Source organism: Neorhizobium galegae, assembly GCF_021391675.1.
GTDB lineage: Bacteria > Pseudomonadota > Alphaproteobacteria > Rhizobiales > Rhizobiaceae > Neorhizobium > Neorhizobium galegae_B.
This window is the reverse complement of record NZ_CP090095.1, coordinates 2,947,876-2,963,475: the sequence shown is the minus strand read 5'-3', so window position 1 is coordinate 2,963,475 and position 15,600 is coordinate 2,947,876. Positions and strand designations below refer to the sequence as shown.

Here is a 15,600-nt window from a genome sequence, read left to right as displayed (position 1 = left end):
CCCCGTCGCGGACCTTTGGTTGAAGCCTCCGCCCCGGCTCTCCGGAGCGTCTCTGGACCATGGGGCGGAGGCGACAACGGTGCTTCAGGCCGGGATGCGGCGGTCGTATTCTTCCTTGAGGCGGCTCCAGCCTTCCCAGAACGGTTCAGGCTTGGCGCCCGTCGCCCGGGCGACCAGGATGTCGAGGTGCATGTGCCAGCCGGCGCCGACCATGACCATATTGCGGCGATCGGAAATCCGCCGATGCGTGACGGTGAGCAGGATTTCGCTGCCGGCCGGCTGGAGCTCAAAGCTCACCTCGCCGCGCGGCGGCCAGGAGAAGACGAGGCGATGTGGAGGCTCGAACGCGATCACCTCGCTCTGAATGCTGTGTTCGGCGGGAAAGCCTTCCGGCCTGCCTTCGGCCGAGCCGGCCAGTTCGTCGTTTCGCCAGGTGAGTTCGAAGGAACTGCCCGCCTGTGCCGGTATGATGCCCGATGCAAGCCACTGGCGGCGAAGATCGCTGTCGGTGAGGTAGGCCCAGATTCTCTCGATGGGACCTGGCAGCCGGCGCTGGATGGTGAAGGCGAAAGGTTCGGCTACAGCGCCGTATTTATTCAACGATGTCATGTCGTTCATTGGTCTTCTCCCGTTTCAGGTTCAGTTTCAGATTTCCGTGGGGCAGGGGATTTCAACGGATTATTCCGGGTCTCGTCCCGGGCGCTCTTTTGAGCGTCCTCCTCCCTGAGAAGGCGTTCCAGGATATCGAGCCTGTTGGTCCAGAAGCGCTCATAGAAGGTGAGCCACTCATGGGCGGTCGCGAGCGGGCCGGGTTCGAGGCGGCAGAAATGGGTGCGGCCGTGAATTTCGCGGCGGATCAACCCGGCACCTTCCAGCACCTTGATGTGTTTCGAGGCCGCCGCGAGCGACATCTCGTGCGGCTCGGCCAATTGGCTGACGGTGCGCTCGCCCTGCGCCAGTTCGCGGAGCATGCGGCGGCGCGTGCCGTCACTGAGGGCGTGGAAAACCGTATCGATCGGATGTGCTTGTAATTCAACCATGTGGTTGAATATGCGCGCATGCCATTTTATTGTCAACCGATCGGTTGAATATTTTCTGGAAGAGGGAATTGGGCGGTTCAGGCCTCGGCGTAACGGGAGGGTTCGCTTCTGAGCCGGGTGATGTCCTGGATCGGCGGGGCGCCGAACAGGCGGCGATATTCGCGGCTGAACTGCGAGGGGCTGTCATAGCCGACCTGATGGGCGGCGGTGGCGGCATCCATGGCATTGCCGAGGATGAGGCGTCGGGCTTCCTGCAGGCGCAACTGCTTCTGGTATTGCAGCGGGCTCATCGCCGTCACTTCGCGAAAATGCTGGTGGAGCGAGGACGTGCTCATGCGCGCTTCGACCGCGACCTGCTCGATCGAGAAGGGCGAGGAGAAATTCTGGCGGATCCAGGAAATCGCCCGATTGACCTGCTGCAGCCGGTTTTCAGGGGCGAGGATCTGGCGGATCATCTCGGCCTGATCGCCGCGCAGCAGCCGGAACATCAGTTCGCGCTCGATCAGCGGTGCGAGATAGGCGATCTCGTCGGGCTTGTCGAGAAGTTGGGCGAGGCGGAGTGCGGCGTCCAGGAATTCCGGCGTGGTGTGACTGAGGCCGATGCATTTCTTGCGCATGGTCGGGACAGCTGGCGCAGCCGGCATGTCCACCAGCATCTCGCTCAGCAGCTTCAGGTCGAGATCGAGGCGCAGGCAGAGATAGGGCTCTTCCTGCGTCGCCTCGATGACCTGTCCGGTGACGGGCATGTCGACCGAGACGACCAGATACTGACCGGGGCTGTAGCGAAAGATCTCGTCGGCCAGCATGACCTGTTTCGCCCCTTGCGCGATGATGCACACCGCCGGCTGGTGGATGGCGTGCAGCGGTTCGGTCGGCTTCGACATGCGGATCACCGACAGGCGCGGGATCGCGGTTTCGAATACGCCATCGTCATCGGTGCTTTGTGCAATCAGCCGGGCGAGTTGGTCGAGTTTTTCCATCCTGGATCCCGTTCGAAGGTGTGAATGCCTTGAAGTGCGGCATTCCTGCGGTTTGGTGTGAACATCATATGGTGGCGTTGCCGGTCATTTCAAATGACCTTCGGAGGATTGTGCAATCATGCTGGAGGACTGGTCTACCGCCCGCCCGCTGTTTTCCACCATATTCGGCTCGTCCGATCGAACCAGCCCGGACGAAAATGGAGACGGTGATGAGCAACTTCCAGCGCTTACTTGAAAGCCCCTTCCATTGGGCCGCCGATTTTGCCGGCGACTTCCTCAAACGTTCCCGTGGCACGGAAAGACGCCGCCGCGAACGGATGCTCAGGAGGGAATATCTCAATGGCTGAACGACTTTTTCGCACCCCTTCGGGTTTCCGAGCCCCGCTCGCGTTTGCCGCCTTTGCCGTGGCTTTCGCCTTCATCGCGACGTTTACGGCGCTTGCACACGACATCAAGGAAGAGGAGAAAACCATGGCTGAACATCCCTATGCGGGCATGTGGGTAACCGAAGACAATCACATCCGCCACGAGCTTTTGTCGAACGGCCGCTACGTGGAAGCGCGCGGCACGCGCGAAAAGGCCTATGAGGGCCGCTACTGGGTGACCGGCGATCATGTCGACTACAAGGACGACACCGGGTTCACCGCGGACGGGGATTTCCGCGACGGGGTGCTCTATCATGCGGGGATGGTGTTGAGGAGGCGGTGAGGGGAGGCCATCGGTCTGATCTTGAAACATCCCATGGGATGTATTAGTGTCGTGATATGAAGCGTGTCGTGCTCGATACCAATGTCTTGGCTGCAGGCTACCGAAGCCATAACGGTGCATCTTTCGCCATTTTACAGGCAATAGGTTTTCTCCAGATCAGGCCGCTTGTCACTGTGGCTTTGTTTCTCGAATACGAAGCGGTTCTCAAAAGAACGGAACACATGGACGCCCATGGGATGGCGTTGACAGACATCGATAGAGCCCTTGCGGGTTTCCTGACCCTCGCAGAGCCCGTCGACGTCCACTATCAGTGGCGACCGCAGCTTTCGGACGCAAAAGATGAGATGGTGCTCGAAGCGGCAGTCAATGGCCATGCTGACGCATTGATCACGCACAACGTTCGAGATTTCGTCCAAGCGAAGAAGCCATTTGGGCTTCGAATATTAAAGCCTGGCGAATTGTTGAAGGAACTAAGGACATGAGCACCAACACATATCCGTTGAAACTTCCTGCTTCGATCAAGGCGGCTGCTGCACGGCTGGCCAAAGAGGATGGCGTATCCCTGAACCAGTGGATCGCGTCAGCAGTCGCTCAGAAAATCGGAGCGGTTGAGACAGCTGCGGAGTTTCTAAAGAAACGCGCTGGCAATGCGACGCGAGAGGATTTTCTTAAGTCGCTCGAAAATGTCCCAGACAATCCACCCATGGAAGGTGATGAACTTCCCGAAGGCTGGATGAAGGCCAAGGGTTACCAGAAATAGGCGTGCTTCACCCGATCAGCGCAAACTTGTCGACATCCACCATGCCCTTGTCCGAGATCTTCAGGTGGGGGATGACGGGCAACGGCAGGAAGGCGACCTGGAGGAAGGGTTCCTGGAGCGTCGTGCCGAGCGCGTAGGCGGCCTGGCGGAGGTGGTGGAGGGTGTCGCGCACCACTTCGTAGGGTTCGAGGCTCATCAGGCCGGCGACGGGCAGGGCGATTTCGCCGGTGACTTTTCCGTCTTCCACGACGACGAAGCCGCCGTGGATTTCGCCGAGGCGGTTGGCGGCGAGCGCCATGTCGTCCTCGCTGACGCCGACGACGCAGATATTGTGGCTGTCATGGCCGACGGTCGAGGCGATCGCGCCCTTCTTCAATCCGAACCCCTGAACGAAACCATTGGCATGGTTGCCGTTCTTGCCGTGGCGCTCGATGACGGCGACCTTGATGATGTCGCGTGACAGATCGAGGGCGGTCTGGTTGCCGATTGCGGGCAGGCGGTAGCGGCGGTGTTCGGTGATGATCTTTCCGGGCATCACGCCGATCACCGGTGTCTCGCCCTCGCTCACCGGCACGCCGAAATGCATCGCCTGAACGGGGCGCGCCTTGACGCTGTCGAGGCCGACCGGGGCGACGGGTTTGCGGGTGGCGAAGAGTTCATCCGTGACCTTGCGGCCGGCGGAGAAGACCATCTCGGCCTTGCAGTTTTCGAGGCTGTCGACGACGACGAGATCGGCGCGCCAGCCGGGGGCGACGAGGCCCCGGTCGCGCAGGGCGAAGGCTTTGGCGGCGGAGATCGAGGCGGCGCGGTAGACGGCGATCGGTTCGACGCCGTGAGCGATGGCGGTGCGGATCATGTAGTCGAGATGGCCCTGTTCGGCGATGTCGAGCGGGTTGCGGTCGTCGGTGCAGAGCGCGAGATAGGGCGACAGCCGCTCGGTGAGGAGGGGCATCAGGGCGTGCAGGTCCTTGGAGACCGAACCTTCGCGCACCAGGATGTGCATGCCCTTGCGGATCTTTTCGAGCGCCTCCTCGGCGGTGGTGCATTCGTGCTCGGTGCGGATGCCGGCGGAGAGGTAACCGTTCAGGTCGAGCCCACGCAGCAGCGGCGCGTGGCCGTCGATATGGTCGCCGTAGAAGGCGTCGAGCTTGGCGAGGCAGATCGGGTCCTTGTGGATGACGCCCGGGAAGTTCATGAATTCGGCAAGGCCGATGACCTTCGGGTGGTCGCGGAAGGGCAGCAGCTTTTCGATCGGCAGATCGGCGCCGGAGGTCTCCAGATGGGTGGCGGGCACGCAGGAGGAGAGCTGGACGCGGATATCCATGATCGTTTCGAGCGAGGAATCCAGGAAGAACTGGATGCCCTCGCTGCCGAGCACGTTGGCGATCTCGTGCGGATCGCAGATCGCGGTCGTGACGCCGTAGGGCAGGACGCAGCGGTCGAACTCGTGCGGGGTGACCAGCGACGATTCGATGTGGAGATGGGTGTCGATGAAGCCGGGGACGACGATTTTTCCGGAAATATCGATCTCGGTCTTGCCCACGTAAGCGCCGCAGGTGCCGACGATCCTGTCTCCGCAGATGGCGATGTCGGAGGCGACGAGCTCGCCGGTGACGAGATCGAAGAAGCGCCCGCCCTTCAGCGCGATATCGGCGGGCTCGCGGCCGGTGCCCTGGTCGATGAGGGTTTCGAGGCGGGTGGTCATGGCGGCTCCTCGCGCTGAATCGGTTGCCCAACCTAACCGTTCCATGAGGAAACGGGGAGAGGCGATCGATGCAGGCGAGACGTCATGTAATATCCGTGCGGACATTGCCGCCGCAGAGGATGGTGGCGACGGTTCGGCCTTTGAGGTTCGTGCCGTTTTCCATAAGACCTGCAATGCCGGCGGCGCCGGCTTCCTCGACAACGAGGCCGTAATGGATGCGGCAGAAATCCCGCGCCTGGCGGATTGCCGCCTCGCTGGCTTCCCAGACGTCGTCAGCGGTCGTCCTCATGCAGTCCAGTGCGTAAGGAATACATTCTCGAACCGCGATGCCATCGGCTGCGGTTGCTGCGGTTTGCGTGGAGGTGAGCCGGCCGGTTTCCCAGGATTGCTTCATGGCGGGCGCGTTGGCGGCGACCACACCGATGATCTTGCAGTTCGGTGCCCTGGCGCGGATCCAGGCGCCGATCCCGGTCAGAAGCGCACCATTGCCGAGCGGCACCAGGATGGCATCGAGTTCGATGGTTTGGCGGGAGAGCTGCTCGGTGATTTCCAGCGCGATCGTGCCAGCGCCTTCGGCAATGGTCCGCAATGCGCCGTCTTCAACAAAGGGGCAGCCGTTCGCTTCGGCGTAAGCACGCGCCGCGGCTTTGGCGGCGTCGAAATCACTGCCTTCCAGCCGCACTTCGGCGCCGAGCCGGTGCATGGCTTCGATCTTGCCGGGATTGGCCGTGGTGGCGGAAAAGATCACCACCTTGCGTCCGCGCGCCCGGCCGGCATAGGCGAGCCCTTGGCCGAAATTGCCGGCGGAGGCGGAGACGACGGGATGGTCGCCGACCGGTTCGTTCTGCATCCACCAGTCGGTGCCGCGTCCCTTGAAGGAGCGGATCGGATTGAGCGTCTCCACCTTCGCAAGGAGGCGAAGGCCGAGAGCCGCATTGGCCGTCTGCTGCTCGATCAGCGGGCTGTTGCTGAAGACGGGATCGATGCTTTTCGAAGCAGCAAGAATACCGTCGGCGGAAGGGTGTGGCTGGTTCTGTGTCATGGCGTTAAGATGCCAACGAAAAGCCGGTAGGATTCCTGAAGTTGTGCTGATGGTCAGGAATATTTCCCGGAATTTATTTTAAGGTCGGGAAATTCTCTCATGGCATTGACGAAAGCCGATCGTGAAATCCTCAAGCTCATGCAGCAGGATGCGACCATCACCCTGAACGAGCTTGCCGAACGTGTGGGCCTGTCGCCGTCCTCGGCACAGCGGCGGCTGCAGAAGCTTCGGGAGGACAGGGTGATCCTGCGGGACGTTTCGATCGTCGATCCGAAAAAGGTCGGCACGGCCGTTTCCATGCTGGTCGAAGTGGAGCTGGAGCGCGACCGGCCGGAGCTCATGCCGCCTCTCCTGCGCTGGCTGGCGGATACGCCGGAGGTGCAGGAGGCCTGGGGCACGTCCGGCCGGGGCGATTTCACGCTGGTGATCCTCGTCCAGTCCGTCGAGCATTTCGATGTGCTGGCGGACCGGATGATGGAGATGAACCCGAATATCCGCAAATTCACCACAAGCGTCGTGCTGAAGACGTTGAAGCGGACGCTGGCGGTGCATGTCGAGTGAGCCGGCCGGTCTCGCGCCTGGCGGCTCAAAACAAACGGGCGCCCGAAGGCGCCCGCTGATCATGCGATTTGAAAGACTTCACTCGGCGGCGACGATCTTGCCGTCTTCCCACTTGAAGAGCGAAAAACTCTGCGAGGTGAGGTCGCCGGTTTCGCCATAGGTGAGCTTGCCGATGGCGGTGGCGATCGGTTCGCCGGACTTGAGGGCGGCTGCGACCGCTTCGGTATCCTCGGTGCTCTTTGCCCTTTCGATGCCGGCCTTGATGACTTCGACGGCGGCATAGGCGTTCAGCGTGAAGGCTTCGGCGGGGATGTTGCGGGCGGCGAGCGCGTCGGCGGCGGCCTTGGAATCCGGGCTCTTGGTGGCGTCGGAGGCATTGGTGAAGACCGTGCCGGCCGCAGCCTTGGTGCCGATGTTCCAGAATTCGCTGTTCGACAGGCCATCGCCGCCGACGATCGTCGCCTTGACGCCGAGATCGGCGAGCTGGCGGGCGAGCAGGCCGCCTTCCGGATGGTAACCGCCGAAATAGATCACATCGACATTCTGCGACTTCAGGCGGGTCGTTAGAGCGCTGAAATCCTTGTCGCCCGGGGTGACGGCGTCATCGAGCACTTCCTTGACGCCGCCGGCATTCAGCGCCGCCTTGAAGGCGTCGGCGAGGCCTTTGCCATAGGCGCCCTTGTCGTTGATGATCGCGACTTTCTTGTCCTTGAAGGCCTTCAGGACGTAATTGGCGGCGACCACCGCCTGCTGGTCGTCGCGGCCGCAGGTGCGGAACACGTTGGTGAGGCCGCGCGTGGTGAGAGCCGGGGTGGTAGCGGTCGGGGTGACCATCAGCACGCCGTTTTCGGCAAGCGCGTCAGAGGCCGGCATGGCGACGCCTGACGTCACGGGGCCGACCACGAAGCGGATGCCTTCGCCGACCAGCTGGTTGGCGGCCGAAACGCCCTGCTTGGGTTCCGCGGCGTCGTCGGCGGTCTTGAGGATCACCTTTTCGCCGAGAATGCCGCCCTTCTTGTTGATTTCGGCGATGGCGGTCTCGGCGCCGTTCTTCACCTGGTCGCCATAGGCCGCGACGGGGCCGGTGAGCGGGGCGATCAGGCCGATGACGATATCGGCATGGGCGAGCGGTGCGAAAACGAGCGAGGCGAGGGCAGTTGCCCCCAGAAGCGTCTTGAGGTTCATCTTGGTCTCCTTGGGTGGGGGCTTCAGCCCCGCGGTGAACGCCGCATCCCCTGTCTTTCGTCTTCGATGTCGCGCCGGGCGCGGTCGTGCCAAGGACGGAGAGGCGATGCGGTCGATACCGTGCCGAGCCATGTTTGGCTTTCGGCGACCGGCCGCCAATTCTGTATGAATTCCGCCGAGATTGCGCAAGAAGATAACAAAACGGGATGGTTTTTTGTGATTTTCACCAAGGAATGCGCCAAAATGCCGGAGTTTGCCCAGATTCAGCGATGTTTGCGAAACTAGGCCTTGCGCTCCAGAGCGCCGAGGAAGGTGCGGACCTGACGATTGAAAGCCTGGAATTCCTTCTGGCGGCATGCCGGATCGTTCGATCAGCGTTTCGCCGAGGCATGTGCTCTTCGCGATCAGGGCGCGGCCGGCGTCGGTCAACCAGACATGTACCTGGCGCTCGTCGGTCTTGCTGCGGCGGCGCTCCAGCAGTCCCGCCTGTTCGAGCCGCTTTACGGGTGGGGTGATGGTGCTCGATTCCAGGCCCAGCCTTTCAGCGATCGTGCCGATCGTCGAGCCGTCCTGTTCGCCGAGCACGCTCAGGACGAGGTATTGCGGATACGTGATGCCCATGTCGTCGAGCATCGGCTTATAGACGCGATTGATGGCGATATGGGCCGTATAGAGCGAAAAGCATAGCTGCTCGTCGAGCGGCGGAAGGGGGGAGGCGGGCATGCGTGCTCCGGTGCTGTTCCAGGTTCTTCGGGACAATAGCATAATTTGATATCGCGATAAATATTTTTGTAGACAGGATCGCAGGATGCCGCTAATCATGTGTTTATCGCGATAACAAATATCGAGGTACGAAGATCGCGATAATCCGAAGAGTGCGGTTCAAAGGAACGACACGCAACGGTACTATGAATGTCTGGTCGGCCATTTTTATTGCCGCGCCCGCCATTCGCAGTCATTGAAAAATCAGTTTGGAAAGGACACGAGAACCATGACCAGCAATTTCATCACCACCAAGGACGGCACGCAGATATTTTACAAGGACTGGGGTTCGAAGGAAGCCCAGCCGGTCGTCTTCCATCATGGCTGGCCGCTTTCGGCCGACGATTGGGACGCCCAGATGCTGTTCTTCCTGCATCAGGGTTTTCGGGTCATCGCCCATGACCGCCGTGGCCATGGCCGTTCGAGCCAGACCGAGACCGGCAACGAAATGAACACCTACGCTGCCGACGTGGCGGAACTTGCTGCCCATCTCGACCTGAAAAACGCCATCCATGTCGGCCATTCGACCGGCGGCGGCGAAGTGGCCCGCTACGTTGCCCAGTATGGCGGCGGCGGCCGGGTGGCCAAGGCCGTGCTGATGGGCGCCGTGCCGCCGATCATGCTGAAGACGGAAAATAATCCGGGCGGCCTGCCTATCGAAGTCTTCGACGGTTTTCGCGCTGCACTTGCGGCCAACCGCGCCCAGTTCTTCCGCGACGTGCCGGCCGGCCCGTTCTACGGCTTCAACCGGGAAGGCGCGACCGTTTCGGAAGGGGTCATCGCCAATTGGTGGCGGCAGGGCATGATGGGCGGCACCAAGGCCCATTACGATTGCATCAAGGCGTTTTCGGAAACCGACTTCACCGAAGACCTGAAGGCGATCGACGTGCCGGTGCTCGTTTTGCATGGCGACGACGACCAGATCGTCCCGATCGCCGACTCGGCCCTGCTTGCGGTCAAGCTTCTCAAGAACGGTACGCTGAAGGTCTACGAAGGTTTTCCGCACGGCATGGCGACCACGCATGCCGACGTCATCAATGCGGATCTTCTGGCTTTCTTCAAGGGCTGAGGCCGTAGGCCGGATGATCTGCCGGCATGCAACCTAGAAGGCGGCCCTCGGGCCGCCTTTCCCGCATATGGGCAGCGGGCAATAGTTTCGGATGGCGGACTTGCGAGGGTTGAAGCGATACGTCACGACCCTAGCTCTTGGACTGTCTTCGGCGGCCAGGCGTGCCTGCGGCCGGCCATGGGATGGGGGTGGTTCGTGCGTCTTTTTCTTGCTTGTCTGCTTTGGGTACTGTCTGCGGCAGCTGGCGCTTACGCGGCCCAGCCGGCTCCCGATGAGGAACTGCCTTTCGAGGCGCAGATCCAACGCTGCTGGTCCACGCCGACGGGTGCCGACACGCCGGCGACTATTGCTTTCAAACTGAAGCCAGACGGCAGCCTCGATGGGGACGCGGTGATCAAAAGCCGGGGTGAGGGGCCTCTCAACGAGGCCTTCGCTCAATCGGCTCTCAGGGCGGTGCGGAGATGCAGTCCCTACAAGGTCGATGGCGAGCTGGAATTCGAGACGACGTTCCATCCCGATCCGACCAGAGCCCTACCGGATGCAAATGCAAAACGGCTGAGGGGCGAACAGGCAGCCAAGGACTTCGAGAAGGGCGATCCGCGCGTGCGGGTCTTCGATTTCGGCCCCGTGAAGGTCGGCATGAGGGTGCCGGAAGGGTTTTGCGCGATTGATCCGAAGCGCGGCGGCTATCATGAAAAAGTTTGGAAGTCATTGACCCCGCCGCCGAAACGGGCTGCTGAACTGCAGTCGCTGGATATCGATTGCGAGTCGCTGAAGACGTCCGAGGCCGGCCGGGAGACCCGACCCAAGCATGTCTTCTCGGTCATGCGATTCTATAGCGGCAAGGAGCCTCTTCCCGAAAACCTGGCCTCTTACCTTGACTTCCTCCAAAAGCGCTACGAGAAAAGCGGGCCACTCACGCCACGGTTCTGGCAGGATCCGCCGGTGGAGGGAACGCCATTTTTCGGACGCGACAAGCGTGCCGTCTATCTGGGACAGCGGGCATTGCGGGAACGGGGAAAGATCGCCGTTTCAGGCGTCAGTGCCTATACGATGGTGGAAAAGATGCCGATGCTGATCAACTACTTCGCGGCCGACGGCTCCGACCTTGCCGCCGAGCGCCAATCGGCGATAGCCGGAATCATCGCGGACATGCGGGTCGTGTGGGCTGATTGAGGCCCATGTCTGGCACGGTAATGACAAAAGAAAAAGGCGGCGTCCCGGCCGCCTTTTCCGTGTCGAGATGAAAGGCTCAGATATTGCTCGTCAGGATCTCGCGCAGCTTTCCAAAGATCTCGTCGATATGGTGCTTTTCGACGATCAGCGGCGGGGACATGGCGATGGTGTCGCCGGTGGTACGGATCAGCAGGCCGTTTTCGTAGGCCTTCAGGAAGGCCGTGAAGGCGCGCTTGGTGGGTTCGCCGGCGATCGGGTCGAGTTCGATGGCGCCGATCAGGCCGAGGTTGCGGATGTCGATGACGTTCGGCAGATCCCTCAGCGAATGCAGGCCGGCTTCCCAATAGGGCGCGATGTCGCGGGCGCGGTCGAACAGGCCTTCTTCCTTATAGGTTTCCAGCGTCGCCAGGCCGGCGGCAGAGGCGATCGGGTTGCCGGAATAGGTATAGCCGTGCATGAACTCGATCATGTGCTCGGGGCCGGTCATGAAGGCGTCGTGGATTTCGGAGGTGACGAAGACGGCGCCCATCGGGATCACGCCGTTGGTGAGGCCCTTGGCGGTGGTGATGATGTCCGGTTTGACGTCGAAATACTGTGCCGCGAACGGCGCGCCCAGGCGGCCGAAACCGGTGATGACTTCGTCGAAGATCAAAAGGATGCCGTGCTTGGTGCAGATCTCGCGCAGCTTCTGGAGGTAGCCCTTCGGCGGGATCAGCACGCCGGTGGAGCCGGCGACCGGTTCGACGATGACGGCGGCGATGGTCGAGGCGTCATGCAGGGTGACGATGCGCTCAAGCTCGGTGGCAAGATCGCCGCCATGCTCCGGCTCGCCCTTGGTGAAGGCGTTCTTGCCCGGCAGGTGGGTGTGCGGCAGATGATCGACGCCGGTCAAAAGCGTGCCGAACATCTTTCGGTTGGAGACGATGCCGCCGACCGAGATGCCGCCGAAATTGACGCCGTGATAACCGCGCTCGCGGCCGATCAGGCGGAAGCGCGAGCCGTTGCCCTTCACGCGGTGATAGGCAAGCGCCACCTTCAGCGCCGTTTCAACCGATTCCGAGCCGGAATTGGTGTAGAGAACGTGGTTCATGCCTTCTGGCGCGATATCGACCAGACGGTTGGCGAGTTCGAAGGCCTTCGGATGGCCCAGCTGGAAGGCGGGCGCGTAATCCAGTTCGCCGGCCTGTTCGCGGATCGCCTCGGTGATCTTCGGACGGCAGTGGCCGGCATTGACGCACCAGAGGCCTGCGGTGGCGTCGAGCACCTGGCGGCCGTCATGGGTCGTGTAATGCATATCCTTGGCAGCGACAAAAAGGCGGGGTTCCTGCTTGAACTGGCGGTTTGCCGTAAACGGCATCCAGAACGCCCGCAGGTCGTTGGGCGTGGTATTCAGGCGATTGGACATGTCATTCTCCATGGCCATTCGGTTTCTTCGGGTGGCCATTTCCCGGTCGGCGTCATTGCACCAAGTTTTGACTGCATGGTCAAATTATCAGCGGGATCAGGGGCGTCAACCGCCTTCGGAGCGAGGGCTGTCTCGAATTCCCGCGTCCGGGCGAAAACGGTCCGGACCAGCCCTGCCGGTCGAGGTGATCGCGCCGCAGCCGGCGGTTCAGGCCTTCGGATTTTCAGCAAAGGCTCAATATTTCAGCGCGGTTTCCACCGACGTGAAATTTGATTGCGCCTCTCTGGTCTTTTGGAGAAAGCTGCCAATATCGCGTTAAACTTCAATTCCGAGACCCCTCATTGACTGATCCCGACCCCAACGAAGACATGCATATCGAGCGGCTGGAAGCGCTCGATGCCTACAATATCTTGGACACCGAGCCGGAGCCTGAGTTCGACGATATCGTGCTTGTCGCTTCCACGCTCTGCGGCACGCCCGTGGCGCTCGTCAGCCTTGTCGAGAGGGACCGGCAGTGGTTCAAGGCGCGTGTCGGTTTCGAGGCATGCGATACGCCGATCGAGCAGTCTGTCTGCGCCCATGCGCTCGGCAGTTCCGACGTGCTGGTCATCCCCGACCTGCAGCTCGACCCGCGCACCCGCGCCAATACGCTCGTCACCGGCGAACCGCATATCCGCTTCTACGCCGGCGCGCCGCTGATCACGCCGGACGAGGTGGTGATCGGCACGCTCTGCGTCATCGACGTTCAGCCTCGGTCGCAGGGGCTCGACGAGGGGCAGAAGGCAGCGCTGCAGGCGCTTGCGCGGCAGGTCGTGGCGCTTCTCGAAATGCGCCGCATCTCGCAGCGCAAGGACGACCTGTTCCGGCGCCAGAAGACCATCAGCGCCAATATCCGCTCCAGCGTCAATGCGAGCCTGGCGGCCCAGGAGGCGGGAAGGATCGGTACATTCGAAATCGATATCGCCACCTCGATGACGCGGGTCTCGCGGGAGTTCTGCCGGATCTTCCACGTGCCCATCGCCGAGACCTATCCGACGCGGGTCTTCGAGGACATGGTGCTGCCACAGGACAAGGGCCTGCAGTCCGACGATACGTCCCGGCAGCAGGGGGATGCGGTGCTCGACGTCGAATATCGCATTCGCGTGCCGGGATACGGCGTGCGCTGGATCGCCCGCAATGCCAGCTTCCGCCATGACGAGGCGGGCCGGCCGGTCAAGATGATCGGCACGGTCAGGGACGTGACCGCCGCCAAACGGGAGGCCTCCCGGGTGCAGGCCCTGCTCGATATCGGTGACAGGCTGCGCGACCTCAGCGACATGGAATCGATGGCGATCATTGCCGGCGATCTGATGGCCAAGGCGCTCGATGCGACGCGTGCCGGTTTCGGCATCGTCAACGCAGCGGACGAGACGGTGTCGGTGCCGCCCGAATGGTGCGCGCCCGGCGTCAGGAGCCTTGCCGGGCTGCACCATTTCCGGGACTACGGGTCGTTCATCGACGACCTGAAGCGCGGCGAGGCCGTTGTCATCGCCGACGTCGCCACCGACCCGCGCACCCGCGACCACGCGCCGGCGCTTCTTGCGCTTGGCATCCGCGTGCTCGTCAACGTGCCGATCTTCGAACTCGGGCGCTTCAGGCTCGTCGCCTTCATCCATCACGACCAGCCTTATCCCTGGGTCGAGGAGGAAATTTCCTTCGTCCGCAGCTTCGGCAATCGCATCCAGATCGCGATGTCGCGGGTTCAGGCCGAGCTGGAGCAGCAGATGCTCAACAGGGAAATGAGCCATCGGCTGAAGAACACGCTGTCGATGGTGCAGGCGATCGCCACCCAGACGCTCCGGCCGGTGGCGGAGCGGGGCCTCGTGGAGGCCTTCGAAAAGCGCCTTCATGCGCTCAGCACCGCCCACGACATCCTGTTCGAGCAGAACTGGACGAGCGCCTCGGTCTACGCGGTCGTCGACCGGACGATGAACGGGATCGGCATGCGTGACCGGATCGACGCACAGGGTCCCAACGTGCGGTTCGGGCCGAAAGGCTCGCTTTCGCTTTCCCTGCTGCTGCACGAGTTGACGACGAATGCGGTGAAATACGGAGCGCTCTCCAGCGATACGGGGCGGGTGGCGATCGACTGGCGCATCGAAGGCACCGGCGACGGCGCGATCTTCTACCTTTCCTGGCGGGAAACCGGCGGGCCGCCTCCGCGCGAGCCGGAGCGCAAGGGGTTCGGCTCCAAGCTTATTCGGATGGGGTTGATCGGAACCGGCGGTGTCCTCGTTAGTTATGATCATCCGGGGTTCAGCGCTGAGATGACAGCCGTACTCCTTCAGCTAGAACAGGCAGATTGACCGTATGGGACAATCCACACCGTCGAAAAAGCAGATCGTGCTTGTTGTCGAAGACGAGCCGCTCCTGCGGATGATGGCAATTGACCTCGTGGAGGACGCGGGCTTCGAGGCGGTCGAAGCAGCCGATGCCGACGAAGCGGTCAAAATCCTCGAAGCGCGCGCCGATATCCGGATCGTCTTTACCGATATCGACATGCCCGGTAGCATGAACGGCATGAAGCTGGCGGCTGCCGTGCGCGACCGCTGGCCGCCGATCGAGATCATCATCGTTTCGGGACATGTCCGTCTCAGCGATGTCGATCTGCCCGAGCGCAGCGTGTTTTTTTCCAAACCCTACGACTGGCAGACAGTGACCGCCACGCTGCACCGCATGGCCAGGCACTAACACGCGAATGCCCGGACCTTGCGCTTGCAGGCGCGATATCCAGTCGGTCGGCCCGGCATGGAAATGCCCCAGCCCCCGACCGTCATGGCGGGGGCTGGGGCAGGGCAGCGCGACGTCATGTCAGCGCTGTCATTCTCACGCGGCTGCTGACTTCTTCTGCACCGGAGCACAGTAGATTTCTTCCAAGGTTTCGAGGACCTTGATCACCGATTCCGACGAGCTGGAGTAATAGATGGTCTGCGCATCGCGGCGGGTCTTCACCAGCTTCTGGGCCCGCAGCTTGGAAAGGTGCTGGGACAGCGCTGATTGGCTGAGGCCCACCTGCGATGCAAGCGCACCCACGGCGACTTCGCCCTTCACCAGGCAGCACAGGATCATCAACCGTTTCGGGTTGGCCATGGCAGACAGCAGGCCTGCGGCTGCGTTGGAATGCTCAGAAAGTGCCATCGTATCCATATGTCTTAAATTCCCCTCGTA

General features: G+C 61.9%; 17 protein-coding genes and 1 pseudogene. 9 read left to right on the top strand and 9 right to left on the bottom strand.

Annotated elements, in window-relative coordinates:
- Positions 1–84: 84 nt before the first annotated feature.
- From LZK81_RS14700 to LZK81_RS14690, 3 genes are all read right to left on the bottom strand, one after another.
- Positions 85–618: an SRPBCC family protein gene (locus tag LZK81_RS14700; protein ID WP_233953743.1), complete on the bottom strand. Its 534-nt coding sequence runs from the start codon at positions 616–618 to the stop codon at positions 85–87.
- The gene (locus LZK81_RS14695; protein WP_233953742.1) at positions 615–1,040 is read right to left on the bottom strand and encodes an ArsR/SmtB family transcription factor; all 426 of its coding nucleotides are present in this window, start codon (positions 1,038–1,040) and stop codon (positions 615–617) included. Before LZK81_RS14695 ends, LZK81_RS14700 begins: the two co-directional genes overlap by 4 nt.
- Positions 1,041–1,117: 77 nt before the next feature.
- Entirely contained in the window at positions 1,118–2,020 is a 903-nt protein-coding gene (locus LZK81_RS14690; protein ID WP_233953741.1) for an AraC family transcriptional regulator, read from the bottom strand.
- 209 nt (positions 2,021–2,229) lie between these two features.
- On the opposite strand from LZK81_RS14690, the gene LZK81_RS14685 reads away from it, so the two are divergent.
- Genes LZK81_RS14685 through LZK81_RS14670 form a run of 4 tightly spaced genes read left to right on the top strand, consistent with a single transcriptional unit; the run spans position 2,230 to position 3,488 of the window.
- Positions 2,230–2,367 carry a hypothetical protein gene (locus tag LZK81_RS14685; protein ID WP_233953740.1) on the top strand — a complete coding sequence of 46 codons (138 nt, stop codon included), beginning with the start codon at positions 2,230–2,232 and terminating at the stop codon, positions 2,365–2,367.
- A complete protein-coding gene (locus tag LZK81_RS14680; RefSeq protein WP_233953739.1) occupies positions 2,360–2,728 on the top strand; it encodes an Atu4866 domain-containing protein in 369 nt (122 codons plus the stop codon). The genes LZK81_RS14685 and LZK81_RS14680 overlap by 8 nt, the downstream gene beginning before the upstream one ends.
- 56 nt (positions 2,729–2,784) lie before the next feature.
- Positions 2,785–3,210: a putative toxin-antitoxin system toxin component, PIN family gene (locus LZK81_RS14675; protein WP_233953738.1), complete on the top strand. Its 426-nt coding sequence runs from the start codon at positions 2,785–2,787 to the stop codon at positions 3,208–3,210.
- The gene (locus tag LZK81_RS14670; RefSeq protein WP_046603783.1) at positions 3,207–3,488 is read left to right on the top strand and encodes a toxin-antitoxin system HicB family antitoxin; all 282 of its coding nucleotides are present in this window, start codon (positions 3,207–3,209) and stop codon (positions 3,486–3,488) included. The genes LZK81_RS14675 and LZK81_RS14670 overlap by 4 nt, the downstream gene beginning before the upstream one ends.
- A 7-nt stretch (positions 3,489–3,495) precedes the next feature.
- Here the strand turns inward: LZK81_RS14670 and ade are convergent, their stop codons facing one another.
- Positions 3,496–5,193 (bottom strand): adenine deaminase, encoded by a 1,698-nt coding sequence (ade, locus tag LZK81_RS14665; RefSeq protein WP_233953737.1) that lies wholly within the window; start codon positions 5,191–5,193, stop codon positions 3,496–3,498.
- Between the two features lie 82 nt (positions 5,194–5,275).
- Complete coding sequence (locus tag LZK81_RS14660) at positions 5,276–6,235, bottom strand: threonine ammonia-lyase (protein WP_233953736.1); 960 nt, start codon at positions 6,233–6,235, stop codon at positions 5,276–5,278.
- Between the two features lie 99 nt (positions 6,236–6,334).
- Here LZK81_RS14660 and LZK81_RS14655 point away from each other — a divergent pair, with 99 nt between their 5' ends.
- Positions 6,335–6,796 carry an Lrp/AsnC family transcriptional regulator gene (locus LZK81_RS14655; RefSeq protein ID WP_233953735.1) on the top strand — a complete coding sequence of 154 codons (462 nt, stop codon included), beginning with the start codon at positions 6,335–6,337 and terminating at the stop codon, positions 6,794–6,796.
- A gap of 78 nt (positions 6,797–6,874) precedes the next feature.
- Here LZK81_RS14655 and LZK81_RS14650 read toward each other — a convergent pair whose 3' ends face one another.
- Complete coding sequence (locus LZK81_RS14650; protein ID WP_233956568.1) at positions 6,875–7,981, bottom strand: branched-chain amino acid ABC transporter substrate-binding protein; 1,107 nt, start codon at positions 7,979–7,981, stop codon at positions 6,875–6,877.
- Between the two features lie 459 nt (positions 7,982–8,440).
- Positions 8,441–8,602, bottom strand: a pseudogene (locus LZK81_RS14645) (MarR family transcriptional regulator); the annotation flags it as partial.
- A 370-nt stretch (positions 8,603–8,972) separates the two neighbouring features.
- Here LZK81_RS14645 and LZK81_RS14640 point away from each other — a divergent pair.
- Positions 8,973–9,812, top strand: a complete 840-nt coding sequence (locus LZK81_RS14640; protein WP_046604113.1) for an alpha/beta fold hydrolase — start codon at positions 8,973–8,975, stop codon at positions 9,810–9,812.
- Between the two features lie 195 nt (positions 9,813–10,007).
- Positions 10,008–10,988 (top strand): energy transducer TonB, encoded by a 981-nt coding sequence (locus tag LZK81_RS14635; protein ID WP_233953734.1) that lies wholly within the window; start codon positions 10,008–10,010, stop codon positions 10,986–10,988.
- A gap of 76 nt (positions 10,989–11,064) precedes the next feature.
- On the opposite strand, the gene LZK81_RS14630 is transcribed toward LZK81_RS14635, so the two are convergent.
- Positions 11,065–12,393: an aspartate aminotransferase family protein gene (locus LZK81_RS14630; protein ID WP_046609365.1), complete on the bottom strand. Its 1,329-nt coding sequence runs from the start codon at positions 12,391–12,393 to the stop codon at positions 11,065–11,067.
- Between the two features lie 341 nt (positions 12,394–12,734).
- Between LZK81_RS14630 and LZK81_RS14625 the strand changes: the two genes are divergently transcribed.
- Together LZK81_RS14625 and LZK81_RS14620 are read left to right on the top strand one after the other, a co-directional pair.
- Positions 12,735–14,738 (top strand): GAF domain-containing protein, encoded by a 2,004-nt coding sequence (locus LZK81_RS14625; protein WP_233953733.1) that lies wholly within the window; start codon positions 12,735–12,737, stop codon positions 14,736–14,738.
- 4 nt (positions 14,739–14,742) lie between these two features.
- A complete protein-coding gene (locus tag LZK81_RS14620) occupies positions 14,743–15,123 on the top strand; it encodes a response regulator (RefSeq protein ID WP_046603793.1) in 381 nt (126 codons plus the stop codon).
- 135 nt (positions 15,124–15,258) lie between these two features.
- On the opposite strand, the gene LZK81_RS14615 is transcribed toward LZK81_RS14620, so the two are convergent.
- On the bottom strand, positions 15,259–15,579 hold the full coding sequence (locus LZK81_RS14615) for an ArsR/SmtB family transcription factor (RefSeq protein WP_037076453.1): 321 nt from the start codon (positions 15,577–15,579) through the stop codon (positions 15,259–15,261).
- Positions 15,580–15,600 lie beyond the last annotated feature (21 nt).

What these genes read in the sequence shown, in the direction of transcription:
- LZK81_RS14620 (WP_046603793.1), top strand. Translation starts at nt 14,743, where the DNA reads ATGGGACAATCCACACCGTCGAAAAAGCAGATCGTGCTTGTTGTCGAA.
- LZK81_RS14685 (WP_233953740.1), top strand. Translation starts at nt 2,230, where the DNA reads ATGAGCAACTTCCAGCGCTTACTTGAAAGCCCCTTCCATTGGGCCGCC.
- LZK81_RS14650 (WP_233956568.1), bottom strand. Translation starts at nt 7,981, where the DNA reads ATGAACCTCAAGACGCTTCTGGGGGCAACTGCCCTCGCCTCGCTCGTT.
- LZK81_RS14700 (WP_233953743.1), bottom strand. Translation starts at nt 618, where the DNA reads ATGAACGACATGACATCGTTGAATAAATACGGCGCTGTAGCCGAACCT.
- LZK81_RS14655 (WP_233953735.1), top strand. Translation starts at nt 6,335, where the DNA reads ATGGCATTGACGAAAGCCGATCGTGAAATCCTCAAGCTCATGCAGCAG.
- LZK81_RS14630 (WP_046609365.1), bottom strand. Translation starts at nt 12,393, where the DNA reads ATGTCCAATCGCCTGAATACCACGCCCAACGACCTGCGGGCGTTCTGG.
- LZK81_RS14670 (WP_046603783.1), top strand. Translation starts at nt 3,207, where the DNA reads ATGAGCACCAACACATATCCGTTGAAACTTCCTGCTTCGATCAAGGCG.
- LZK81_RS14690 (WP_233953741.1), bottom strand. Translation starts at nt 2,020, where the DNA reads ATGGAAAAACTCGACCAACTCGCCCGGCTGATTGCACAAAGCACCGAT.
- ade (WP_233953737.1), bottom strand. Translation starts at nt 5,193, where the DNA reads ATGACCACCCGCCTCGAAACCCTCATCGACCAGGGCACCGGCCGCGAG.
- LZK81_RS14615 (WP_037076453.1), bottom strand. Translation starts at nt 15,579, where the DNA reads ATGGATACGATGGCACTTTCTGAGCATTCCAACGCAGCCGCAGGCCTG.
- LZK81_RS14660 (WP_233953736.1), bottom strand. Translation starts at nt 6,235, where the DNA reads ATGACACAGAACCAGCCACACCCTTCCGCCGACGGTATTCTTGCTGCT.
- LZK81_RS14675 (WP_233953738.1), top strand. Translation starts at nt 2,785, where the DNA reads ATGAAGCGTGTCGTGCTCGATACCAATGTCTTGGCTGCAGGCTACCGA.
- LZK81_RS14680 (WP_233953739.1), top strand. Translation starts at nt 2,360, where the DNA reads ATGGCTGAACGACTTTTTCGCACCCCTTCGGGTTTCCGAGCCCCGCTC.
- LZK81_RS14640 (WP_046604113.1), top strand. Translation starts at nt 8,973, where the DNA reads ATGACCAGCAATTTCATCACCACCAAGGACGGCACGCAGATATTTTAC.
- LZK81_RS14695 (WP_233953742.1), bottom strand. Translation starts at nt 1,040, where the DNA reads ATGGTTGAATTACAAGCACATCCGATCGATACGGTTTTCCACGCCCTC.